The organism is Streptomyces sp. NPDC018000 (assembly GCF_044328025.1).
Taxonomy (GTDB): Bacteria; Actinomycetota; Actinomycetes; order Streptomycetales; family Streptomycetaceae; genus Streptomyces.
The window spans coordinates 58219-82517 of sequence record NZ_JBIRGM010000022.1 but is presented as its reverse complement, the minus strand read 5'-3'; the positions used below and the strand labels follow the sequence as shown (position 1 = coordinate 82517).

Here is a 24299-nt window from a genome sequence, read left to right as displayed (position 1 = left end):
GGAGCGGGGCCTGGTCGCAGAGCACCTCCAGGTCACCCATCGAGGCGCCCTTGCCGAACGCGGCGGCCTCCCCGGGTGGGTTGAGGCGCAGGCCGAACTTCGGGTCCTGCTTGCCATCACGCTGGAGGAACGACGTGCCGTACCCGAGGGCGGTGTGGTTGGGGTCGAAAGCGGAGGTCGCGATGGTGTTCTCGACCTTGGAGAGCGCCATGCCCGCGAACGCCGTGTTGCGGTGACCACCCCAGCTGGTGTCGAAGAACCGGGTGCCCCGAGGGGACAGCCCGCAGCCATTGTTGGTGTCCATCACATACATGCCGTCCACCGGGCACGCCTTGTTCAGGTCACCGCCCGACATGACGACGGCGGCGGAGCCGGGCGTGGGGCCTGCCGGCGCGCGGTCGCCGAAGCGGTCGCGGAACGCCAGCAGCATTGAACCGTCGGTCTCGAAGGCGATCTCGCCCAACTCCGGTTCGGGGTTGGCGATGGTGGAATTGCCGCACGGACGGCCGTTCTGCGAGACCGGGTAGGTGCTCGTCCACGGGAACCAGCCCGCGCCGTCGCACGGGCCACCGCCGACCGTCGAGCCGCGCGGGTAGTCCAGCGGCTGGTTCAGCACGGCCGTCTGGAAGGCGCCGGTGGCGAGGTCGAAGGGCATGACCACCGCGCGCAGGTCCGAGACCTTCCCGGTGGACTCGCCGGAGCACACCCCGCCGACGTAGCCGATGCCGTCGTGCAGGCCCAGGCCGAACGGGCGCCAGTCCACCGCTGCCGGACAGCCCGGGTCCGGGATGGCGGTGACTTCCTCGGGCGCCGCCGCGGTCGCCGCCGTGGCGTCATAACGGTAGAGCTTGCGGTTGTTGAGGTTGACGACGAACAGGTCCTTGCCGTCGTCGGTGATCTTGATGCCGCCCAGGCTCTCCTTGCCGGGCACGGCGAGGAAGGCGTCGTCAGTACCCGGGCCGTGCGCCGTTGTCCCCGCGTCCGGGACGGTGGTGAACCGGGTGGTCTTCTTCTGCGCGAGGTCGGTCACATAGATTCCGCCGGCGCCGCCCGGACCGTAGTCCGTGGTGCGCTTGGCCACCGCCGAGGAGAACACCCGCTTGTCGGCCTTGTTCCACGCGATGCCGTACAGCGTGCCGGTCTCAGTGTTGGTGGCGATGTTCGTGACGTTGACGTCGACGCCGTCCTGGCCGCGCGCGCTGTACGGGAAGGAGACCAGCGTCCGCTGGGTCCCGCCCTCGCGCGTGGCGGGCTGACAGGTCGTCACCAGTGTTGCGTTCTTCTGGCAGTAGTCACCCGGACTCCACAGCCCGGTGGTGTACGCCACGCTCTTCCCGTCGGAGAGGTCGACGAACTCCTCATTGCTGCTCAACTGGTTGGGGGCACCGTCCAGCCCCTGGCGCGAGGCGAAGGCCGGGAACAGCACACCCGGCTTCGGATTCACCACCTGCACGCGGTACTTGCCGTTGGTGGTCTCACCCGCCGTCGGGGTCAGTGTCACGGTGCCGTCGGCCGCCGTGACCCCCTCGACGCCCACACCGGCGTCGTCGGTGAGGGTCACCTTGACGCCCGCGATGCCCGGTTCCAGTGCGGGCGTCCACACGCCGCTGGTGTCCACGGCCCGGATCACCCGGACCGTCACCGATCCGTCTCCCGCCTGCGAGTACGCCGAAGGCGCCGCGGCTAACGAGCCACTGCCGATTCCCAAGGCGAGCGCGAGCACGCAGCCGACGGTGCGGCGACCGAGCACGCCCAAACCACGCTGACGCGGCTCGGGCGCGGCTCCCTTCGCTCTTTCATGTGTAGAAGTCATCCCCTGCTCTCAGCGTTCAAAAGGGCCTGAAGCCCTGCTCGTGAGGGAGTAGATAGAGATGCGGAGAACCGCCTTGTCAGCGATCTTAAAGGGGCTTTAGGCGAGATCGTGACGGAATGGCGAACTCGTCCTCCGCCAAACCCTTGTGCAACGGCCCCTGCGCGCATAGCGGTTGGGCTGGCGAGGCGGCTGGCGAGGCGCGCACGCCTGCCGTACTGGTCGCTGCAGACGCAAACGCCCTCCGGGTTCTGGTCGAACTCGACGACGACCTGTACCCCGCACGACCCGCCCACGTGTCCGACGGTTTCGCCCCGCCGATTTCTCGCGGGGCGGGAACTCGGGCCCCGTGCGCCGCGACTACTGGACCGGGTGGCAGACGGTCCACCCGTGCACCGAGTGAACATTCCGGGAGAGTGATGATGCGTTCTCGCATGTGGTGGGGCGGCACGACGGCTGTGGTGCTGTGCACCCTCCTGGTGGCGGGCTGCGGTGACGGCGACGGGGGTGGTGACGAGGCGAGCCCCGCCGGGAAGCCGGCCGCAGTCGACTACCCGGTCACCGTCACGGACTGCATGGGTGCCAGGACCACGTTCTCCGAGGCACCCGGGAAGATCGTCACGAGCAACGCCTCCAGCCTGGAAATGCTGCTCCGCCTCGGTGCCGGGGACAAGGTGATCGGCACCGGCTTCCCGCCCGGCAAGGGCAGCCTGCCCGGCGAACTCGACGCGCAGGCGCAGAAGGTGAAGGTGCTCAGCCAGTCCGTCATCCCGAAGGAGAAGCTCCTCGGCTCCGGCGCCGACCTGTACATCGACACCTTTGCTTCCATGAACATGGGCGGCGGCATGGGCGACGCGCCGACCGAGGAGGAGTTCAAGGCGGCCGGGATCAAGCACATCTACCTGAAGTCCACCGCCTGCGCCGCGCAGAGCGAGAGCCCGATGACCGACCTGTCCGCCGTGGAAGCCGACATCACCTCCCTCGGCGAGGTCACCGGCACCGACGCCGAGGCGAAGGAACTCGTCGACGGGATGAAGGAGAAGGTGGACGCCGTCCGGACGGCCGTTGGCGAGACGCCCGAGAGCGAACGCCCGACGTACTTCTTCTTCGACTACGATGCCGGCACCAAGCAGCCGACCGCCGTCTGCAACCGCCAGATTGCCAACGCGGTCATCACGCTGGCCGGGGCACGCAACGTTTTCGCCGACTGCGACGGCGACTACAAGCAGGTCGGCTGGGAGGACGTCATCTCCAGGAACCCGGACTGGATCCAGCTCGGTGTGCGCGACCGGGGCAGTGAGGCGGCCAACGACAAGGCGTTCGACGAGGCCCGGAAGTGGCTGGAGAACAACTCCGCCACCAAGGGCCTGAAGGCCGTGGAGGAAGGCCACTTCCTGCGCATCGGCTCCGAGCGGACCACCATCGCCGGTGTCGAGAACGCCGACACCGTCGAGGAGATCGCGAAGACCCTCTACCCGGGCAAGGTCGGCTGACCGTGCTCGACACACCGGTGAGCCGGAAGGGCACGGACGCCGCGACCGCGCGGGCGCGGCGTTCCGTACCCGCCGGCCCCCTGTCGCTGCTCCTCGCCGCCGTGCTCGTCGCGGCCGTCACGGCGGCGGTCGCCTGGGGCTCCACGCCGATCCCGCCGGGCGAGGTGTGGAGCGTGGTCTGGAACAGACTGAGCGGAGAGGCCCCGAAACCCGGCACCGACGACCTGATCGTGTGGCAACTGCGCCTGCCCCGGGCGCTGCTGGCAGCCCTGGTGGGCGCGGGACTCGGCCTGGTCGGCACGGCGGTGCAGGCCCTGGTCCGCAACCCGCTGGCCGACCCGTACCTCCTCGGTGTCTCCAACGGCGCCTCCCTCGGGGCCGTGGCCGCCATCGTGCTGGGGCTCGGCAGCGGGGGCGCGCTGGGCCTCGGCCTGTCAGGCGCCGCGTTCGCGGGCGCCCTGGCCACCTTCGCCCTTGTCTGGGCGGTCGCCCGGCGCGGCGGCGGCTTCGCCCCGCTCAGACTGGTGCTTGCCGGGGTGGCGATCGGGCAGTTCCTGTCCGGGTTCACCAGCTATCTGGTGCTGCAGGCCGGGGACGAACAGCAGACCCACAGCGTGCTGTTCTGGCTGATGGGCAGCCTCAGCGGCGCGAACTGGCCGCTGCTGGCCGCTCCCGCGGTGACGGTTCCGGCGGTCTGGCTGCTGCTACAGGCGCGGGCGCGGGGACTCAACGCCCTGCTGATGGGCGACGAGACCGCCGCCGGCCTCGGCATCGACGTCGTACGGCTGCGCCGGGAGCTGTTCGCGGTCACCAGCCTCCTCACCGGCGTCCTGGTCGCGGTCTCCGGCGCCATCGCCTTCGTCGCGCTCATGGTCCCGCACGTCTGCCGCCTCGTCGTCGGCGGCGACCACCGCCGCCTGCTGCCGGTGTCCGCGCTGTTCGGCGCGCTGCTGCTGGTGGTCGTCGACATCGTGTGCCGCACGGCCATGGACACACAGGAACTGCCGGTCGGTGTCGTGACCTCGCTGATCGGCGCGCCGGCACTGCTGTATCTGCTGGACAGACGCCTGGGGAGTGGCAGTTGAGGATCGACATCGAGAACCTGCACGTCGCCTACAGCGGACGCACGGTCGTGGCCGGCGCGCACCTGATCGCGGCCGAGGGTGAGATCACCGGCCTGGTCGGCCCCAACGGCAGCGGCAAGTCCACGCTGCTGCGGACCGTGTACCGGCATCTCAAGCCCGTCGCCGGGCGCGTCCTGCTCGACGGCACGGACCTGAGCGGGCTGCGCCCGGCGCGGTCCGCCCGGCACATCGCCGCCCTCCCGCAGGAGCGGGGCGGGGACTTCGAGCTGACGGTGCGTGAGGTCGTCACGATGGGCCGTACCCCCTACAAGCGGGCCTTCGCGGGCGAGGACGCCGACGACCGGGACATCGTGGCCCGGGTTCTCGCCGACGTCGGCATGACGGACCACGCCGAACGCCGCTTCACGGAACTGTCCGGCGGAGAGCGGCAACGCGTCCTGCTCGCCCGCGCGTTCGCCCAGCGGACGGACGTCCTGGTCCTGGACGAGCCGACCAACCACCTCGACATACGTCACCAGGTCGAGCTCCTCGCCCTGTTGCGCGGCCGGCACCGCACGACCCTGGTCTCCCTGCACGACCTCAACGCAGCCGCCTCCGTGTGCGAGCGGCTGCATGTCCTGCACGACGGCCGCGTGGTCGCCTCCGGCGCGCCCCGCGATGTCCTGACCCCCGGCCTGCTGGCCGAGGTGTTCGGCGTGCGCGCGGCGGTGACGGAGCATCCGCTGACCGGCGACCCGCTGATCGCCTTCGACCACCGCCGGCCGGCGGGACGGAAGGAACTCCGGGCGCCGGACACGGGCGAGGGGGAGCCGGCTCCCGGAGAGGCGAGCGTGTGTCCCGGCCCGTGATACAGGCCCCGGGAACTCACCCACCGACTTGCCCGACTTCTGATACGAGGCCGCTCACCGGTGGCCACCGAGTGGGGGAGGGAACGAGTGACGGACCATGGCTCCGGTTCGGAGCAGGCCGGGGACATACCCGAGGTGCGGGACCGCTGGCTGCTGGTGGCCGTGGCGGGCGTGCTGTCGTTCGTGGCGATGCTCGACATGAACATCGTGAACGTGGCCGTCGCGGACATTTCCGCGGGGCTGGGCGTGCCGGCCGAGACGGCCCAGTGGGCGGTACTCGGCTACCAGCTCCCGGTGGTCGCGCTCCTGCTTCCGGCCGGCCGGCGACTGGACGGAACGGACACCCGGACCGCGCTGCTGGTGGCCACCGGTGGCTTCGCGCTGTGCAGCGCGCTGGCCGCCGTCTCCCCGTGGATGTCCTGGCTAATCGCCGCCCGGATCGCGCAGGGTGCCTGCGGCGCCGTGCTGTTCGTCCTGATGCCGGTGCTGGCCGTCCGCTCGGTACGGCCCGAACTGCGAGGTCGGGCCATGAGCGTGCCCGCCACCCTCGGCCCGCTGGGCGCGGTCACCGGCCCGGCGGTCGGCGGACTGCTCCTCGACCACCTGGGCTGGCGCTGGATCTTCCTCGTCAAGGTCCCGTTCTGCCTGCTGGTCGTTCTGATCGTGGCGGTGCGGGTGCCCCGCGGCGGGACGGCGGGAGCCCGGCCGGCGCCGAGTCAGGGCAGCCGCGCGTCCACCGCCGGCCGGCGGGCGCTCGCCGACGCCGCGCTGGTCGCCGCCGGTGTGGCGGTCCTGCTGCTGTCGCTGACCCTGGCCGCCTACACCTCCGCGTGGCTGGCGCTCGCCCCGGCCGCCGCGGTGCCGCTGTGGTGGTGGCTGCGTGGGCCGGGCGGCCGACCCGTGGCCGGTGTGCTGCGGGCGGCGGGCCTGCTGCGCGCGCACGGCGCGGTGCTGGCACTGGCCGCGGGCTTCGCCGCCGCGCACTACGTGATCGCCCTGCACCTCCAGCGAGACGAGGGCGTCAGCGCGACCGCGACCGGCCTGGCGGTGCTCGCCTTCCCGCTCGGCATGGGCGTGGCAGGCCCCCTCGGCGGACGGCTCGCGGACCGGTACGGCGCCAGGCCCGTCGCCCTCACCGGCGCCGCGCTCACCGCCGCCGGCCTGCTGCTGCTCGTCCCGCTGGGCGACGGCTGGTCGCCGGCCGACGTGGCCTGGCGGCTGGCAGCGGCCGGCTTCGGCATGGGCCTGAACGGCGGCCCGGTCCAGGCCCTGGTCATGGGGGCCGCCCCGCCGGACCGGGCCGCCACGGTCGGCTCGACCGTCCAGCTCGCCCGCAGCCTCGGCTTCACGCTCGGACCGGCCCTGGCCACCGCCGCCTGGGGCCTGACCGGCCCGGACGGCGGCGCACGGGCGGGACTGGCCCTGGCAGCCACCGCCGCCTGTCTCGCCGTACCGCTGCTGGCCCTGCCCTCCCGGCGACCTGCAGCTCCGTCCGAGGAGACCACCGACGCGGCATCCGCCGCACCCCGTTGAGCCATCCCGACGCCATTCCCGCCGCACCCCCTTGAGCCACCGTGCTCCACCGCCACCCCGAGGAGTCCTACGCATGTGCGGAATCACCGGCTGGGCGTCCTTCCATCAGGACGCCCGCACCCAGGCCCCGGTCATCGAGGCCATGACCGCGACGCTCGCCCCGCGCGGCCCCGACGCCGGCGGCGTCTGGCTCGGCGAGCACGCGGCGATCGGCCACCGCCGCCTGGCGGTCATCGACCTGGCCGGCGGGGCCCAGCCGATGACGGACCGGCCCGACGTCCCGGCCACCGTGCTGACCTACAGCGGAGAGGTCTACAACCACCACGAACTCCGGGCCGAACTCCGGGGGCGGGGACATGAGTTCCGTACCCGCAGCGACACCGAGGTGGTGCTCCGCGCGTATGCCGAGTGGGGTGAGGCGGTGGCCGACCACCTGGACGGCATGTTCGCCTTCGCCGTCTGGGACGAGCGCGCCTCTCGGCTCCTGCTGGTCCGCGACCGGCTCGGCGTCAAGCCCCTGTTCTGGGCGCACGTCGACGGTGGCCTGGCCTTCGCCTCCGAGCCCAAGGCGCTGTTCGCCCACCCGGAGATCCGGCCCCGGGTTGACGCGGACGGGCTGCGCGAGGCGTACAGCCTGCTGTTCAATACCGGGCCGACCGTCTGGTCCGGGGTGCGCGAGGTCGAACCCGGCGGACTGCTGGTCCTGGACCGCGACGGCATCCGCGAACGCCGCTACTGGCAGCTGGAGGCCGGCCCGCACACCGACGATCAGGAGGAGACGGTCGCCCGCGTCCACCACCTGGTGAGCACCGCCGCGCGGAGCCAGCTCGAAGCGGACGTACCCCTGTGCTCCCTGCTGTCCGGCGGTATCGACTCCACCGTCCTGACCGCCCTGCTCGCCGACGAACTCCGCACGCGCGAAAACCCGGACGCCCGTATCCGCTCCTACGCGGTCGACTACAGCGACCAGGCCGAGCAGTTCACCGGCGATGTTCTGCGCACCGGCCACGACACCCCGTACGCCACCGAGGCGGGCGCCTTCATCGGGACCGACCACTCCACCGTCGTCCTCGACCCCCACGCGCTTCTCGACCCCGAACACCGCAAGGCCGTCGTCGCGGCCCGCGACTCACCGATCGGCGTCGGCGACATGGACACCTCCCTGTACCTCCTCTTCGGGGAGATACGGAAGCACTCCGCCGTGGCCCTGTCCGGCGAGGCCGCCGACGAGGTCTTCGGCGGCTACCCCTGGTTCCGCAACCCCAAGGCCCTCGCCGCACCCACCTTCCCCTGGCTGCTGGTCACCGGCGACGAGGCCGCCATGCCCCTCAATCCGGAACTGGACCTGCGCATCGGCGAGTTCCGCGACGACACCTACCGCGACGCCCTGGCCGCCGTACCGCACCTCGACGGCGAGACGCCCGCCGAGCACCGGCAGCGCGAGATGCAGCACCTGTCGCTGACCCGCTGGCTGCGCCAGCTCCTGCACCGCAAGGACCGCCTCAGCATGGCCCAGGGACTGGAGGTGCGCGTCCCGTACTGCGACCACCGGCTGGTCCAGTACGCCTTCGCCACTCCCTGGGCGCTGAAGAGCTTCGACGGCAGGGAGAAGAGCCTCCTGCGGGCGGCGGGCACGGGCCTGGCGCCCGACTCGGTGCTGCACCGCCCCAAGAACCACTACCCGGCCACCCACCACCCCGACTACAACCGCGGCCTGCAGGGCCTGGCCCGCGACGCGCTCGCCGACGAAACGGTCCGTTCCCTCGCCGACGAGACCCTGATCAAACCCTGCCTCGACACCGCCCCCGATCAGCTCCAGTGGGGCCACCGGCTGCGCCTCGAACGCGTCGTCGACCTCGCCCTCTGGCTCGACCACCACCAGCCCGACCTCGCCCTGTGAGGAGCACGCCTCCATGACCCTGCACGAGCGGCTGCCCGCCGCGGACACCGACAGCACGCACGAACCCCTGCCCGACCCGGTTCCGCTCATGGGCTGCCCGTACAAGGCCGACCCCTACCCGCTCTACGAGCGGATGCGCGAGGCCGGCCCGGTCCACCGCGTCCTCTTCCCCAGCGGCGTACAGGCGTGGCTCGTCACCGGCTACGCGGCCGCCCACTCCGCGCTGAACGACGACCGCCTCGGCAAGAACCACGACCGCGGCAACGACCGCTGGCGGGAGCGCGCCTCGATCATGCCCGAGCCGCAGCATTGCCGGCTCCAGGTGCACCTGCTGCACCAGGACCCGCCGAAGCACACGCGGATGCGGCGCTTCGTCACCGATGCGTTCACCCCGCGCCGTGTCGAGCGGCTGCGGCCCCGCTTCCAGGAACTGGCCGACGCCCTCGTCGACGCCCTCCCGGAGGCCGGCCCCGCCGACCTCGTGGCAGGGTTCGCCGCCCACTTCCCCTTCCAGGTCCTCGCCGAGGTCATCGGGCTCCCGGCGGAACTGGCGGCCCGCTTCGACCGGGACTGGGGCAAGGTCGTCCAGCCGGTCGGCCCCGCCGACCCCGGACGGCCGCAGTACGAGGCCCGGCTGCACGGCCTGCAGAGCTACATCGCCGACGTCGTCGCCCACAAACGCGACCACGAGGACGACGATCTGCTCAGCAGCCTGGTCGTGGCCCGCGACCGCCGCGAGTTGTCGCAGGAGGAGCTGGACTCGATGATCTTCCAGCTCCTCGTGGCCGGCCAGGAACCGGTCACCAACCAGATCACCACCGCCCTGATCACCCTCTTCCGCCACCCTGCCGACCTCGCCCGCCTGCGCGACGACCCGGACCTCATGCCCCGCGCGGTCGACGAACTCCTCCGCTACGACAGCGCCTTCGAGCTGACCACCTGGCGCTTCTTCGACCAGGACAGCGACCTGCAGGGCCGCGAGGTCCCCGCCGGCGACTCGGTGATCATCTCCCTGTGCGCCGCCAACCGCGACCCGCGCCGCTTCCCCGCCCCCGACACCCTCGACCTCGGCCGCACGCCCAACCCCCACCTGGCCTTCGGCCACGGCATCCACTTCTGCCCCGGCGCCGCCCTCGCCCGAACCGAACTCCAGATCGCCCTGGGCACCCTCTTGGCCCGCCTGCCCGGCCTGCGCCTCGCCATCGACGACGAGGACATCGAGTGGATCCCGGCCGTCCTCGGCCGAGGCACCGATCACCTGCCCGCCGACTACGACCGACGCCTCTGAGAACGGTCCGCCGCCGACGAGCTGAAGCCGGTTCGGCCCGCGCGAGGTCACCGGATCCGGCCCGCCGCCCGCCGGAGACCCTCCACCCGGCCCGACCTGTCCCGGACCGGAGAGCCGGACCGACCCGGCCCCATGCTTCACCCACGCGCGGAGCGCCCCTCCGGCCGGCCGCCCCACATCGACCCGCCGGCGCCTCCGGCATCCCACGCCGAGGCGCCATGCGGCCATGCCCGCGTGCCCGCGGCACGCAGACCCCTCAGGGAGGACCCCACACCATGCCGCTCACGACCGCACCGGACACCCGTTCTCCGGGCAGCACCAGCGCCGCCGTGTTCGACCTGCTCCTGCCCCACCACCGGAGCGCCGATCCCTCGCACGCCGCCCCGGAGACGTTCCGGCTCCCACTGCGCCGGATCACCGACTTCGTCCGCGCCGACGAACCCGTGGTCTTCACCCTGCCGGCCTTCCCGTGCAAATCCCCCAACGCCGCGAAGGTCCTGGGCCACCTCCCCGACCAGGGGGAACACCTCTCCCTCACCTTCCTCGACACCCTGTGCCGCGACATCGAACGGATCCACGCGCCCGGCGCCCGCGTGATCATCTGCTCCGACGGCCACGTCTTCGGCGACCTCATCCGGGTCCCCGACGAGCACATAGACGCCTACTCCGACCACCTCAGAAACTACATACGGGAGGCGAACCTGGACCGTCTTGCCGTTTTCGACCTGCGCGACGTGTTCGGAAACCTCCCGCACGACGACAAGCGCGCCCTGCTGCACGCGCGGTACGCCCCCACCCTGGAGGCACTGCGCGCGGAGGTCCACGCCGAGGACCACACCCTCGCCCTGTACCGGGGCATGACCCGCTTCCTCGTCGAGGACACCGCCGACTGGAACGGCACCCGCTCCGCCCTCCAGCGGGAGTGCCGCAGGCGTGCGTACGGCGTCATCCAGCGCAGCCGCGCCTGGGGCACCCTGGTGGCCGAGCACCATCCCCGGTCCGTACGGCTCTCCATCCACCCCCAGCCGGCGGACTCCGCCAAGTTCGGCATCCGGCTCCTGGACACTCCCGACGCCTGGACCACGCCCTGGCACTCCGTCGCCCTGCGCCGCGGCGACGGCACCTGGACGCTGATGCCCCGTGCCCGCGCCGAGCGGTACGGGCGCCTCGTCCACCGGCACGGCAGACCGAGCCACTTCGAGGAACGGGCGTGAGCGGGGCGGCATGCCCGTCGTACGACCCGTGCCGATCCGGCCGATCCGGAAGACGCCCGGCACCGGGGTGCCCGGCCCGTCCGGCGGGTGCCAGGATGGGGTGTCATGTCTGCCGGCGGATTCTTGCGCGCACTGCGGGCCGCGATGTTCGCGGCCGTCTGTGTCGTGCTCGCCGCCGTCGGCCACGTGCTGATGTCCGGGGCCGGTCTGCCCTGGTGGGTGCTGTTGTCCGGCACCGCCGCGGTCGGTGCCGTCGGCTGGGTCTTCGGCGGCCAGGAGCGCCGGCGCCGTACGGTGGCCGGTCTGACCGTCGCCGTACAGACGGTTCTGCACCTCGGTTTCACGCTCGCGCAGTCCGGCGGGCAGCAGCCCTCCACATCGGCGGCGCACGGCCCGCAGACCGTCCAGCAGTGGGACCCGTACCTGCTCTGCGGCGCGGACCCCACGCCGGCCGAGGCAGCCCGCGCCTATGACATCGCGGTGCGGGCCGGCATGACGCAGCATCCGCACCACGCGTCCGGGCCGGACACCGGCGCCATGACCTCCATGGGCCATGACATGGCCGCCATGACTGAAATGTCAGGGATGGCGGGTATGCACGACATGGGCCACACAGCGGGTACCGCCTACTGGGGCATGCTCGCTGCCCACCTGCTGGCCGCCGTCCTGAGTGGACTGTGGCTGGCCCAGGGGGAGCGCGCGGCCTTCGCGCTGGTGCGTGCCTGCGCGGACCGCGCGTTCGTACCACTGCGGCTCGTGCTCGCCGTACTCGTACCGCTGCCGCGTCCGCCCGCTTGTCGGCCCTCGCCGCGGTCCCGGCGGCGCTTGCGGCAGCTCGTGCTCGTCCACACCCTCACCACCCGGGGGCCTCCCGGGGCGATCGCTGTCGTCTGACAGCCGGATCACCGCCGTCGCGCTCGGCGCGGCGGCGGTCTCCCGTGCGCGCGTCCGCGCGGACGGATCTCCCCACCCGTACGGCGGCCGATGGTCTCCCGGACCCTCCTCGGTCCGGCCGTGCGGGATCTTCCGAGGAAGGACCACGGGACAATGAGCCCTGCCCTGCCTGCCGTGACCGACGAGACGGTCACCGCGTGGGCGCTCGCCGCCGCCGGCGGCGACAGCGAAGCGGTCGACAGCTTCGTGCGCGCCCTGCAACGCGACGTACGCCGCTATGTGGCGCACCTCGCGGATGACGCGCAGGCCGCCGACGACCTCACCCAGGACACGTTTTTGCGGGCACTGACGTCGCTGCACCGGTTCGAGGGCCGTTCCTCGGCCCGCGTCTGGCTGCTCTCCATTGCCCGCCGGGCGGTCGCCGACAGGCTGCGCCGTGCGGCCTGCCGCCCGAAGGCGGCCGACACGGTCGACTGGGAGGGTGCCGCAGAGCGCGCCCAGCCGAGCGGCCTGCCGGGTTTCGACGACGGTGTCGCCCTCATGCAGCTGGTCGACTCCCTGCCGCGCGACCGGCGTGAGGCGTTCATGCTCACGCAGGTGTACGGACTGCCGTACGCGGAGGCCGCGAAAGTGGCACGGTGTCCGGTCGGTACCGTGCGCTCCCGGGTCTCCCGGGCCCGGCTGAGCCTGGCCGAGATGATGGCGGACGAGGCCGGTACCACCTGCCGGGTCGAGGCCGTCGTGGCCTGACGGCACGACCGGGCCGCAGTTCCGGCCGGTGGCCGTCGCCCGGTGGCGCGGCTCCGGCCGGAACGGGCGGAGGGGTCCGCGCCCGCATGCGCTCCTTGGGGGCGCGCCCGACTGGACGGTCGCGGCGCTGGACTCTTCGGTCCCGTCGACATCCCCGAAGCACCCCTGTGACAGGGGTCACGTTTGGTGCCCGGAACTCGACCGTCGATCACCCCGACTCCTCTACTGCTACGGCTCGGTCTCGCGGAAGCCGTACCACGTGATCGGGAGACATGACAGATGCCGCAGACTCGGCGACCCGCTTCCCGTCCGGCGACCGCTCTGCTGCGCGGAGCTCTGCCGCCTCCCGCCCTGTGCGGATTCCTCCTGCTGCTGGTGCTGGTGTTCGCCGCCTCCTACGCCGTCGGGACCGGTGTGGGGCCCGTCGCGCCCGGTATGCACCGCACCGGGACCACCGATGGCGGCCCGTCAGGCGGCCACGACGGCGGCGGAATGGACATGGACATGGACATGGACATGCGCCACGGAAGCGGGGGCTGATGACCGCCGAACCAGCATCCGTGCAGGTCGTCACCGACATCGCCGTCGGCGGCATGACGTGCGCGGCCTGCGTCAAACGCGTCGAGAAGAAGCTGGCCGAACTCGACGGGGTCACGGCGAGCGTGAACCTCGCCACCGGCCGGGCCCGGGTGCACCACCCGTCGGCGACCAGCCCGGACCAACTCGTCGCGGCGGTGGAGCAGGCCGGCTACACCGCCGCGCTCCCCGAGCCGCCGCGGCGAGAAGCGGGTGAGGACGGGGATGAGGTGAAAGACACCGGCCAAGACCGCGACCGGCTGCTCATCACGGCCCTGCTCGCCGTCCCGGTCCTGGCCCTGTCGATGGTGCCCGCCTGGCAGTTCCGCAACTGGCAGTGGCTGTGCTTCGTCCTCGCCGCGCCCGTCGTCGTCTGGGGAGCCTGGCCCTTCCACCAGAGGGCGGCACGCGGGCTGCGGCACTCGGCGGCGACCATGGACACCCTGGTCTCCCTCGGCGTGGTCGCGTCCTTCGCGTGGTCCTCCTACGCCCTCTTCCTCGGTGGAGCCGGCGTTCCCGGCATGCGGATGCCGTTCAGCCTGGTGCCCTCCGCCTCGGAGGGCGCCGCCCACATCTACCTGGAAGCCGCGGTCGGTGTCCCGCTGTTCGTGCTGGCGGGCCGGTACCTGGAGGCGCGGGCCCGACGGGGCACCGGCGCGGCTCTGCGTTCACTGGCCCGACTGGCAGCCAAGGAGGTGGCCGTACGGGACGGCGGTGGTGAACGTCTCGTCCCGATCGAGGAACTGACCGTCGGCCAGGTCTTCGTCGTCCGGCCCGGAGAGCGCGTGGCCACCGACGGCACCGTCACGGACGGCAGCTCGGCCGTCGACCTCTCCCTGGTCACGGGCGAGAGCGAACCGGTCGAGGTCGGCCCCGGCTCACCCGTGATCGGCGGCGCCGTCAACGCCGGCGGCCTGCTCCTGGTCCGCGCGACCGCCGTCGGAGCCGACACCCAGCTGGCCCGCATCACTCGCCTGGTGACCGAGGCGCAGGCCGGCAAGGCACGCGCTCAGCGCCTCGCCGACAAAGTCGCCGGTGTCTTCGTACCGGTGGTGCTCACCCTGGCCGTCACGGTGCTCGGGTTCTGGCTCGGCGCCGGCGCCGACCCGCAGGCCGCGGTCACCGCGTGCGTGGCCGTCCTGGTCGTGGCCTGCCCGTGCGCGCTGGGACTGGCGACCCCCACCGCGCTGATGGCGGCGACCGGCCGGGGCGCCCAACTGGGCGTCCTGGTCAGTGGCCCGCAGGCGCTGGAAGGGCTCCAGCACATCGACGCCGTGGTGCTCGACAAGACCGGCACGCTCACGTCCGGGCACATGAGCGTCGCCCGGGTCACCGCCGTACCGGGCGGCCTGGGCGAGGACGAGGTGATCCGGCTGGCGGGCGCGGTCGAGCAGGGCTCGGAGCATCCGCTGGGACGCGCCGTCGCCGCCTACGCCCGGCGATCTTCCGCCCTCGAGGAGATCCCGGCCGTGACCGGCTTCGCCGCGCTGCATGGACGCGGCGTGCGCGGTCATGTGGAGGGTCGGCTCGTGGAGGTACTGGCCCCGGACGATGCGCTGCCCGCACTCCTGGCCGAGGCACTCCTGCCCGCCGACACGGCCGCCCACACGCCGGTCATGGTCCGCGTCGACGGCACGGTCGAGGCGCTGATCGAGGTCGGGGACGTACTGCGGCCGGGCAGCTACCGGGCTGTGGACCGGCTCAAACGCCTGGGCGTACGGCCGGTGCTCGCCACCGGCGACCGCGAGGCACCCGCCCGAGCCGTCGCGGCCGACCTCCGTATCGAGGACGTGCACGCGCGCCGCACCCCCGAGGGCAAGGCCGACCTCGTCCGTGAGCTGCGGGAACAGGGCTACCGGGTCGCCGTCGTCGGCGACGGGGTCAACGACGCGGCGGCCCTGGCCGGCGCCGACCTCGGCATCGCCATGGGCACCGGCACCGACGTGGCGATCGGCGCCGCCGACGTCACCCTGGTGCGCGGCGACATCGAGGCGCTGGCGGACGCTGTCCGCCTCTCCCGCAGCACGCTGGCGACGATCCGCGCCAACCTGCTGTGGGCCTTCGGCTACAACATCGTGACCGTCCCCCTGGCCATGGTCGGCCTGCTCAACCCGATGCTCGCCGCTGCCGCGATGTCCGTCAGCTCCCTGCTCGTGGTCGGCAACAGCCTGCGACTGCGCGTCTGGCAGCCGTCACCGACGGGACGACGATCCGCGCCTGCGTCCGGCCGGAGGCCATGGTGACGGGCGAAGCCGGCACCGCGCGGGCCGGCGACCCGCTTCTCGTACCCGACTCCGGCATGGAGCCCGCCCGATGACATCGCACGCCTGGATCCCCACCCGCCGTCGCCTCGCGGACACCGCGTCGGCCGCCCTCGCGCCGGTCTGTGCCTGCGTCCTGGCCCTGGGCGGCCTCGCCGTCTGGAGCGCAACGGGCAATGCGGGCAGTCCCGCGCGCATCAGCGTCACCGGCGCACGGCTGTACCTTCCCGCCGGGGGAGTGCCGGAGACGGCCGCGTTCTTCCGGATCGCCAACACCGGAGGGTCGGCCGACCGCCTGATCTCGGTGACGTCCTCGGCGGTCAGCGGGGACATCACCCTGAGCAGGCACCGGATGACCGCGGGCGGAGCGGCCTATCGGCAGGTCGCGGACTCCCTGGCCGTCCCGACGGGCGGCACCCTCGACATGTCCCCGTTCACCAGCGACGTGACCGTTCCGGCCACGCCACGCCGACGGGCCGGGGACCTGGTGCCCTTCACCCTTCACTTCGAACACAGCGGGCCGGTCAAGGCTCTCGCCGTGGTGGTCCGCCCCGGGACGGAGTGAGGGAAGGGACGGACCGCGGCAGCCACACCCCACAGCACCGTCCCGCCCACACGCCTCATGGCTCAGCGGTCGGCTGCGGTGGTGGGGAGCAGGAAACCGGTGGGAAGTTCGTCGCCGGGCTCGGCCACGAACGTGTTGTAGCCGGTGAGGTAGGCGGTTCCCGTAACCTCCGGGATGATCGCCGGACGCCCGGCGATGGTGGTGGTGCCGGCCGCACGGCCGGTGAAGACGGTGTCGATGATGCTGCGGTTGACCAGTTCTCCGGTGCCGAGTTCGCCGCGGCCGTGAAGGGTGGCGAGGCGGGCGCAGGTGCCGCTGCCACAGGGGGAGCGGTCGACCTGGCCGTCGGCGAAGACGGTTACGTTGCGCTCTTCGATCCGTCCGTCCTCGGTGGCGAGGCGGTCGTAGAAGATCACGCCGTAGAGGCCGTTGACACGGTCGTCCTCGGGGCTCGCGAGCTGATGCCGGGCCAAGATGTCGGCCTTGATCTGGGCGCTGAGTGTGATGAGGCCCGGCAGGTGGGCGGGGGTGACCTCCTGTCCGAGGCTGCCGGCCTCGACCATGGCGTAGAAGGCGCCGCCGTAGGCGATGTCGGCGTGCGTCGTGCCGTGTGTGGTGGAGACCTTGACATCCTTGGCGTGCAGGTAGGAGGGGATGTTGACGAAGCGCACGGAGGGGCGGCCGCCTACGTCGCTGATGTGGCAGGTCACGCGGCCGGAGGGCACGTCGAGGACGAGGGTGCCGTCCTCGCGCGGGGCGGCGTAGCCGGTGGTGCAGGCCCAGACGGCGGCAGCGATGGAGCCGTGGCCGCAGGCGGTGCTGAAGCCTTCGCGGTGGAAGAAGATCAGACCGAGGTCGGCGCCGTCGTCGTCGGGTTCGGTGACGAAGCAGCCGTACATGTCCGCGTGGCCGCGCGGCTCCAGGGTGAGCAGCTGGCGAACGTCGTCGAGGCGCGCGATGGCGTCGTCGCGCTTGTCGAGGATGGTGGCACCCTGCGGGGGACGGACACCGCCCAGCACGATCCGGAAGGGTTCGCCGGCCGTGTGGTAGTCGGCGGTACTGATCATCTTGGGCTGCCCGGTCATGGCCGTCTCCTTGTGCAGTGCGTCTCGCCGCAGATTGCTGCTCGGTTACCAGTGATTCAGGCTCTCTCACCGTCGAGGGTTAGGTGTAATACATTACCCATCGCCCGTCAATGCCGGTGCGACGCACATGGGTACTACATCTCAGGAGGCGGGCTCCGCGCGGCCGGCCCAGATGCCGCGACTGTGGGCGAGGTGCTTGCGCATCAGCTCAGCAGCGAGTTCGCCCTCCCCCGCCTCGATCGCCTCCACGAGCGTGATGTGCTCCTCGCCGGACTCGGTCAGCTCGCCCTGGTCCGCCAGCTTCTGCAGCCCCTGCATGCGGGCCTGGTCGCGCAGTTGGGCGACCATCGTCACCAGGCGGCCGTTGCCCAGCAGCTCCAGCAGGCCGAGGTGGAACTGCCGGTCCTTGTCCAGGTACGTGACCAGGTCCCCTTCCCGGGCCGCCGCGGCGATTTCCTCCGCGAGCTGCCGGAACTGCGGTACGGGTGCGCCGTCCAGGACCCGGACGACGTCAGTCATCGCCGGCGCTTCGAGCAGGGTGCGGATGAGGAAGATCTCGTCCAGGTCGTGCTCGGTCAGCACCGGCACCCGGAAGCCGCGGTTGCGCATGACCTCCACCATGCCGTGGTTGGCCAGATCGTTCACCGCCTCGCGTACCGGCGTGATGGAGACCCCGAGTTCTTCGGCGACACTGATGACGCTGCGCACCTCCCCGGGCTCGATCTGCCCGAGAACGATCTGGGTACGCACCGCCTCCCGCGCCTGCTCGCGCAGGCTCACCGCCTTCAGGCGGACGGTGGGCTTGCCGGCTGGGGTGGAGCGGGAAACAGTCACACGTCATGCATAACACAGAACCGCCCCGAGAAATGTAAGGTGTAATACCTTAAGCCGCGGTGACCGCTAGCCCGCCAAAGGTATCGATTCTGGCCAGGCCCGGTGCGTAACCATCGCGCAGCCTCGCCCGGGGCCGGCAGGGTGACCGCGTCGTGCTTGCCCGATCACATGGGCATCGGCCGGAACTCAGAGCTGAATGGGCAGGTGGCGGGGACCGCGAAGCATGGCGTTCTGCCGGTAGGGAGGCGGATCCTGGAGCAGGCGCGCCGTGCTCAGGTAGGGAAGCAGCGCGCCGAGTGCGGCCTGGGCCTCGATACGGGCCAGGGGACCGCCGTAGCACAGGTGAATACCGCTGCCGAAGCCGAGGTGCTGGTTGTCCTGGCGGGTGGGGTCGAACCGGTCGGGCTCGTGGAACCTCATCGGGTCGCGGCTGCCCGAGGCCAGCGCAAGGATCACGGATACGCCTGCGGGGATCGTGGTGCCGGCGATATCGATGTCGGTGTGGGGGATGCGTTCGCGCATGTGGACGGGGGGTTCGTAGCGCAGCAGTTCCTCCACGGCTCGCGGCAGCAGGCCGGGGTCGCGGCGCAGGTGGTCCAGGTGCTCGGGCTGGCGCAGCAGGGTGAGCACCCCGTTGGTGATCAGGTTGACGGTGGTCTCGTGTCCCGCGATGAGGAGCAGTACGGCCGTCTCTGCGAGTTCTTCCCGGGTGAGCCGCAGGGCAGGATCCGGCTCGTTGACGAAGGCGGAGAGCATGTCGTCGTCCGGACTGCCGCGGCGTTGTTCGGCGAGGTTGACCAGGTATCCGCCCATCTCGATCCGTGCCTGGTCGCCGGCCTTGAGCGTCTCGGTGTCCTGGCCGGGCCGGACGTCGGCGGCCGCGACCAGAGCGTCGGACCAGGCCCGGAACAGCGGCTCGTCCTCGTGGGGGACGCCGAGCAGGCGGCAGATCACTGTGACGGGCAGCGGGTAGGCGAAGTCGTCGACGATGTCGATCTGCCGCCCCGCCTCGAAGGATGCCAGCAATTCCTCGGTGATCCGGTCGATCTCGCCGCGCATGGCATCGACCCGGCCCGGACTGTGCGGCGGCCCGAAGGGCCGCATCGCCAGTGTGCGCAGCCTGTGGTGCTCCGGGTCGTCGAGCCGCAGGAACGGCGGCTTGTGTGTCACTTCGCCACGGGTGCGGGGGTCGACACTCATGCGAGGGTCGTGAAGCAGTGCGGCGATCTCGTGGTATGTGCCGATCAGGTAGCTGCCGTCCGCCTGCCGTACCACGGGACCGGCCGCGCGGAGCTCCGCATAGAGCGGGTAGGGGTTGGGGCGGCTGGCGTAGTCGGTTATCCGTGCCAGCAGAGTCTCGGAGGCCATGGTGGCTCCTCGTCGTGGGACGGGACGTGGATCAGCGCGGGGGCTGCACCACGGTCAGTCGGCGATCGGGCAGGTATCCGGTGAGCGCCACGGTGGGGCCGTGGGACAGCCCCTTCGGATCCGGTACGTCGGACGGAATCGTGACGTCGGCCGCGAACGCACGGTCCAGCGCGCCGGGCGGGGGCGGGAACGGGGCCGCGGTCTCGATCAGGTGCCGGTAGTAGTCGAGCGACTTCGCCATGTTGATGGTGACCGCGGCGGTGACCCGCCCCTGGTAGCCGTAGACCAGCGCCAGACGGCGCGCCTCCAGAGAGCCCTGGGCGATGACCACGTGGTCGGAGAAGATTGGTACGCCCACGGACTTGATGTTGAGCCCGAACTGGGTCGACCAGAATGTCGGTATGGCCAGGTGCGGGCGCTGCCTGGGCCCCGGGTTGATCATGTTGTGGGCTGCCACTTCGGCCTGCTCGACCGCGTTGCCCCAGTGCTCCAGGGAGAGCATCTGGTAGCCGAAGAGCGGGTGGGGGAAGCGGGAGACATCGCCGGCCACGAAGACGTCGTCGGTGACGATGCCGTACATGTTGAAGGCGCGGCACCCGGCGTCGCAGGCGATCCCGCGCGGGCCCGCCGCCAGTCCGGAGTCGGCCAGCCATTCGACGTTCCGGACCGCCCCCAGTGCCACGACGCACACGTCCGCGTCGACCCGCGTGCCGTCGGACAGGTCCGCGCCGGTGAAGCTGCCGTTCCCGCGCATGGCGGTGACGGTGACCCCGCAGCGCAGGTCCACGCCGTGGTTGCGCTGCATGACGGCCGCGAGTTTCGACAGGGTGCCGCCGAGTGCGCCCACCAGGGGCGCGGGGCCGCGTTCGGCAACCGTGACGTCCAGTCCGCGCTCCCTGCAGGCCGAGGCGATCTCCGAGCCGGCGAAACCGGCACCGATCACCAGCACCCGCTTAGGCCCGGCGTCCAGGCGCTCGGCCAGTCCTGCGGCATCCTCACGTGTGCGCAGCGTGAACACCCCGTCCAGGGCGCCCTCTGCCGCGTTGGGCCAGGGCCGCGCCCGGGTCCCTGTGGCGATCAGCAGCCGGTCGTACGGCAGCGACTCTCCGTCCGCCAGCAGCACCCGCTTCTCCAGAGGGTCCAGCCCGGTGGCGGCCGTTCCCAGCCGCCAGTCGGCGTCCGGGTCCCGGCGCATCGGCAGTTCGGTGGTGCCCGCCGTCGCCCGGCCGAGCAGTACCTGTTTGGACAGCGGCGGCCGGTCGTAGGGCGGATGGGGTTCGTCCCCGACCACCGTGAGGGAGCCGGTGAAGCCCTCCTCGCGCAGCGTCTCCGCGGCCCTCAGCCCAGCCAGGGACGCACCGACGATCACGATCCGGCCCTCCCGAAGATCACCGGCGGTCATCGGGGTTCACCTCTTCACCGACGAGGATGGCCTGGACCGGACAGGCCGCCGCAGCCTGGCGCACGTGCTCGGCCTGGTCGTCCGGGACGGCCGTGGCGTACAGCAGTCCTTCCTCGCCGTGCAGTTCGAACATCTTTGGTGCGAGGAACACGCACTGTGCATAACCCTGGCAGCGCGTGAGGTCCACAACGGTTCGCATCCGCACCACTTCCCTTGTCGCCACAGCCCCCTTTTCTTCCAGCATGAGCCGAGCACCGCCGACTCGCACGGCGACTGCTCACGGGGCGTTGCCGGTCAGTTGTCAGTCCGTGGCCCTGTCGCGGCCGAACCCGGCGCCGATGAGGCTCGGGTGTGCGAACGCCTGGGGGAATACGCTCAGTTGCTCTGCGGTGTGGCTGGTCTCTTCGGCGTACAGGCCGAGATGGATGGCGGAGGTGAGCATCTTCTCGAAGATCCTGAGCGCTGCCCGCGTACCCGGCCCGTGTGGTGCTCCCCTGGCGTCCCTGGCAGTCCAGGACGACAGTGGAAGAGGGGCTTCGGAAAGGCGACAGAACGATGGACCGGTACCCGCCCATCGCCGACCACGGCATCGTCGGCGACCTGGAGACCGCTGCCCTGGTTTCTTCGCAGGGGGTCATCGACTGGTTCGCGGCCCCCCGGTTCGACTCGCCCAGCATATTCGCCGCCCTGCTCGATCATGATCGCGGCGGCCATTTCCTGTTCGCTCCGGAGGCCAAGGGCGCCACGTGCAAGCAGCTTTACTATCCCGACACCGCGGTCCTGGTGACGCGTTTCCTGTCGCCCGACGGGGTTGGGGAGATATTCGACTGCATGCCGCCGGGCCGAACCGGCAGGGCCACCGACCGGCATACGCTGATCCGCGGAGTGCGGGCAGTACGTGGCACCATGCACTTCGTGTTGGAGTGCCGCCCGCGGTTCGACTACGGCCGGGCCGACCATGAACTCGACCTCCGGGACGGCACCGCCACCTTCCGGGCTCCGGGTCTCACCGCGTATGTGCAGAGCACGTTCCCCCTGCAGCAGGACGGCAGGGACGTGCGGGGCGCCGTCACTTTGAACGCGGGGGAGGTGGCCGCCGCGGTGTTCACCGTCGACACCGTGGACAGCCGGCCCCCGGTCCCCCCGACACCGGACGGCGTGATCGGGCAGTTCTGGGACGTGGTGGGATTCTGGCAGCGCTGGATCCGTGCCTCCCGGTACCGTGGGCGCTGGCCGGGAGTGGTGCACCGATCGGCCATCACTCTCAAACTGCTCACCTACGCTCCGACGGGCGCTCCGATCGCCGCAGCCACCATGGGTCTGCCCGAGCAGATCGGCGGGGAACGCAACTGGGACTACCGGTACACCTGGATCCGCGACGCCTCTTTGTCGGTGCGGGCCCTGCTCGACCTCGGGTACGTCGAAGAGGCGGCGGACTTCACCCACTGGCTGGGAGACCGCTTCCGAGCCCGTGAGGGCATCGGAGGTGAACCGCTGCAGACCATGTACCGCGTCGACGGAGATCCTCAGCTGCCGGAGGAGGAGCTCACACACTTCGAGGGCTATCGCGGCTCGTATCCGGTGAGATCCGGGAACGGCGCCGCCGATCAGTTGCAGCTGGATATTTACGGCGAGGCGCTTTACGCCCTGGCCGAGGGCGGCGATATCACCATGCGGGCCGGCTATCACGGCTGGAAGAACGTCGCCCGGACGCTGGACTGGCTTGCCGACTCCTGGGACCGGCCCGACGAGGGCATATGGGAAACCCGCGGCGGACGCAAGGACTTCACCTTCAGCCGAGTGATGTCCTGGGTGGCCTTCGACCGCGGGCTGCGCTTGGCGGCCGAGTACAGCCGTCCCGCCGACACCGTGCGGTGGACCGCCTCTCGTGACGCGATCCTCGAACAGGTGATGCAACGTGGCTGGAACGAGAAGGACCAGGCTCTCGTGCAGCACTACGGAGGCGAAGTCCTCGATGCCGCGCTGCTGCTCATCCCCCGGGTCGGCTTCATGACTCCGAAAACGGAGAGCTGGCTGTCCACGCTCGATGCCATGGAACGCACCCTCGTGTCGGACAGCCTTGTCTACCGCTATGACCCCGAGGCATCCCCCGACGGACTGCGCGGCTCCGAAGGCACCTTCAGCCTGTGCACCTTCTTCTATGTGGACGCCCTCGCCCGCGCTGGGCGCTTGCGCCCGGCGCGTTACGCCTTCGAGAAGATGCAGACCTACGCCAACCATGTCGGTCTTTTCGCCGAGGAGATAGGCCCCAGCGGTGAGCAACTGGGCAATTTCCCGCAGGCGTTCACTCATCTGTCGTTGATCATGGCCGCCACTACTTTGGACGATGCCCTCGACCGGCAGCGCCTGGAATCCTTCGATGCCCCCTTGGAAGAACGGTGAGCCACGGTGCCCCGTCTTGTGCCCGGCTCAGTCCTCGAAACCGCCAAGAGATCAGCACAGAGAGGGAGAAGCCGATGGGCAGCAGCGTCAGCGAAGGGGGCCGGAGCAGCTCGTATCCGCTGCTCAAGGGGCAGAAGGCGCTGGTCACCGGAGCGAACTCCGGCATTGGCAGGGCCACCGCCATCGGCCTGGGAAGAATGGGCGCCGATGTCGTGGTCAACTACGTCTCCGGCGGCGAAGCAGCCCAAGACGTAGTGCGGCAGATCGAGGATCTCCGCGTGCGGTCCTACGCGCACGAGGCGGACGTCTCCCAAGAGGACCAAGTGGTCGAGATGGTCTCCAGGATGGTCGACGAACTCGGCACGATCGACATCCTCGTGGCCAACGCCGGCTTGCAACGCGACGCCGCCGCGATCGACATGACCACGTCCCAGTGGCAGAAGGTTCTCGACGTCAACCTGACCGGCCAGTTCCTGTGCGCCCGCGAGGCGGCAAAGGAGTTCCTGCGCCGTGGCGTCGTACCAGAGGTGTCCAAGTCCGCAGGGAAGATCATCTGCATGAGCTCGGTCCATCAGATGATTCCCTGGGCCGGGCACGTCAACTACGCGGCATCCAAGGGCGGTGTCATGATGATGATGGAAACCCTGGCTCAGGAACTCGCACCCCACAAGATCAGGGTCAACGCCGTAGCTCCTGGGGCGATCCGCACCCCGATCAATCGCAGCGCCTGGGATTCTCCTGAGTCCGAAGCGGGCCTGCTCCGTTTCATCCCCTACAACCGCGTCGGCGACCCGGAGGACATTGCCACAGCCGTGGCGGCGCTGGCGTCCGACCTCTTCGACTACGTTGTGGGCGCGACGCTCTACGTCGATGGCGGCATGACGCTTTTTCCCGGCTTCGCCACGGGCGGGTGAGGCCGGTCTCGCGGTTGCCGACGCCCGACGGGTGGACGGCGTCCAGCAGGCCGTTCGCAGGGCTCCAGTTGCGCCG

At 71.1% G+C, this 24299-nt stretch carries 20 protein-coding genes and 1 pseudogene; 14 read left to right on the top strand and 7 right to left on the bottom strand.

All coding sequences use genetic code 11. The annotated features are described in order from the left end of the window. Positions 1-1723 (bottom strand): annotated as a pseudogene (locus ACH4EW_RS28330) (hypothetical protein); the annotation flags it as partial. 509 nt (positions 1724-2232) lie between these two features. On the opposite strand from ACH4EW_RS28330, the gene ACH4EW_RS28325 reads away from it, so the two are divergent. The 12 genes from ACH4EW_RS28325 (at position 2233) to ACH4EW_RS28270 (ending at position 16217) form a co-directional block, all read left to right on the top strand. Beyond that, positions 2233-3303: an ABC transporter substrate-binding protein gene (locus tag ACH4EW_RS28325; RefSeq protein ID WP_398261674.1), complete on the top strand. Its 1071-nt coding sequence runs from the start codon at positions 2233-2235 to the stop codon at positions 3301-3303. 2 nt (positions 3304-3305) lie between these two features. Further along, the gene (locus ACH4EW_RS28320) at positions 3306-4388 is read left to right on the top strand and encodes a FecCD family ABC transporter permease (RefSeq protein WP_398261671.1); all 1083 of its coding nucleotides are present in this window, start codon (positions 3306-3308) and stop codon (positions 4386-4388) included. After that, entirely contained in the window at positions 4385-5236 is an 852-nt protein-coding gene (locus tag ACH4EW_RS28315; protein ID WP_398261669.1) for an ABC transporter ATP-binding protein, read from the top strand. The genes ACH4EW_RS28320 and ACH4EW_RS28315 overlap by 4 nt, the downstream gene beginning before the upstream one ends. Positions 5237-5323: 87 nt before the next feature. Further along, positions 5324-6769: an MFS transporter gene (locus ACH4EW_RS28310; protein ID WP_398261667.1), complete on the top strand. Its 1446-nt coding sequence runs from the start codon at positions 5324-5326 to the stop codon at positions 6767-6769. Positions 6770-6842: 73 nt separating this feature from the next. Next, complete coding sequence (asnB, locus tag ACH4EW_RS28305; protein ID WP_398261664.1) at positions 6843-8669, top strand: asparagine synthase (glutamine-hydrolyzing); 1827 nt, start codon at positions 6843-6845, stop codon at positions 8667-8669. 13 nt (positions 8670-8682) lie between these two features. Continuing rightward, entirely contained in the window at positions 8683-9957 is a 1275-nt protein-coding gene (locus tag ACH4EW_RS28300) for a cytochrome P450 (RefSeq protein WP_398261662.1), read from the top strand. A 275-nt stretch (positions 9958-10232) separates the two neighbouring features. After that, the gene (locus tag ACH4EW_RS28295; protein WP_398261660.1) at positions 10233-11171 is read left to right on the top strand and encodes an L-tyrosine/L-tryptophan isonitrile synthase family protein; all 939 of its coding nucleotides are present in this window, start codon (positions 10233-10235) and stop codon (positions 11169-11171) included. Between the two features lie 105 nt (positions 11172-11276). Then, positions 11277-12065, top strand: coding sequence for a hypothetical protein (locus ACH4EW_RS28290; RefSeq protein WP_398261658.1), 789 nt, complete (start codon positions 11277-11279; stop codon positions 12063-12065). Between the two features lie 153 nt (positions 12066-12218). Next, the gene (locus ACH4EW_RS28285) at positions 12219-12815 is read left to right on the top strand and encodes a sigma-70 family RNA polymerase sigma factor (RefSeq protein WP_398261656.1); all 597 of its coding nucleotides are present in this window, start codon (positions 12219-12221) and stop codon (positions 12813-12815) included. A 279-nt stretch (positions 12816-13094) separates the two neighbouring features. After that, a complete protein-coding gene (locus ACH4EW_RS28280) occupies positions 13095-13355 on the top strand; it encodes a hypothetical protein (RefSeq protein WP_398261654.1) in 261 nt (86 codons plus the stop codon). Then, positions 13355-15634 carry a heavy metal translocating P-type ATPase gene (locus ACH4EW_RS28275; protein WP_398261652.1) on the top strand — a complete coding sequence of 760 codons (2280 nt, stop codon included), beginning with the start codon at positions 13355-13357 and terminating at the stop codon, positions 15632-15634. The genes ACH4EW_RS28280 and ACH4EW_RS28275 overlap by 1 nt, the downstream gene beginning before the upstream one ends. 70 nt (positions 15635-15704) lie before the next feature. Then, positions 15705-16217: a copper chaperone PCu(A)C gene (locus ACH4EW_RS28270; protein ID WP_398261650.1), complete on the top strand. Its 513-nt coding sequence runs from the start codon at positions 15705-15707 to the stop codon at positions 16215-16217. A gap of 62 nt (positions 16218-16279) precedes the next feature. On the opposite strand, the gene ACH4EW_RS28265 is transcribed toward ACH4EW_RS28270, so the two are convergent. The 6 genes from ACH4EW_RS28265 to ACH4EW_RS28240 form a co-directional block, all read right to left on the bottom strand. Then, positions 16280-17302 carry a proline racemase family protein gene (locus ACH4EW_RS28265; protein WP_398261648.1) on the bottom strand — a complete coding sequence of 341 codons (1023 nt, stop codon included), beginning with the start codon at positions 17300-17302 and terminating at the stop codon, positions 16280-16282. Between the two features lie 141 nt (positions 17303-17443). Further along, positions 17444-18136 carry a GntR family transcriptional regulator gene (locus ACH4EW_RS28260; protein WP_398261646.1) on the bottom strand — a complete coding sequence of 231 codons (693 nt, stop codon included), beginning with the start codon at positions 18134-18136 and terminating at the stop codon, positions 17444-17446. 186 nt (positions 18137-18322) lie between these two features. Beyond that, positions 18323-19504: a cytochrome P450 gene (locus tag ACH4EW_RS28255; protein WP_398261644.1), complete on the bottom strand. Its 1182-nt coding sequence runs from the start codon at positions 19502-19504 to the stop codon at positions 18323-18325. A 31-nt stretch (positions 19505-19535) separates the two neighbouring features. Beyond that, entirely contained in the window at positions 19536-20906 is a 1371-nt protein-coding gene (locus ACH4EW_RS28250; protein ID WP_398261642.1) for an NAD(P)/FAD-dependent oxidoreductase, read from the bottom strand. Then, a complete protein-coding gene (locus tag ACH4EW_RS28245) occupies positions 20893-21105 on the bottom strand; it encodes a ferredoxin (RefSeq protein ID WP_398261640.1) in 213 nt (70 codons plus the stop codon). Before ACH4EW_RS28245 ends, ACH4EW_RS28250 begins: the two co-directional genes overlap by 14 nt. Positions 21106-21207: 102 nt before the next feature. After that, a complete protein-coding gene (locus tag ACH4EW_RS28240) occupies positions 21208-21348 on the bottom strand; it encodes a hypothetical protein (protein WP_398261638.1) in 141 nt (46 codons plus the stop codon). A 113-nt stretch (positions 21349-21461) separates the two neighbouring features. Here ACH4EW_RS28240 and ACH4EW_RS28235 point away from each other — a divergent pair, with 113 nt between their 5' ends. Both ACH4EW_RS28235 and ACH4EW_RS28230 read left to right on the top strand, forming a co-directional pair. After that, complete coding sequence (locus ACH4EW_RS28235) at positions 21462-23309, top strand: glycoside hydrolase family 15 protein (protein WP_398261636.1); 1848 nt, start codon at positions 21462-21464, stop codon at positions 23307-23309. Between the two features lie 74 nt (positions 23310-23383). After that, positions 23384-24223: an SDR family oxidoreductase gene (locus ACH4EW_RS28230; RefSeq protein ID WP_398261634.1), complete on the top strand. Its 840-nt coding sequence runs from the start codon at positions 23384-23386 to the stop codon at positions 24221-24223. Positions 24224-24299 lie beyond the last annotated feature (76 nt).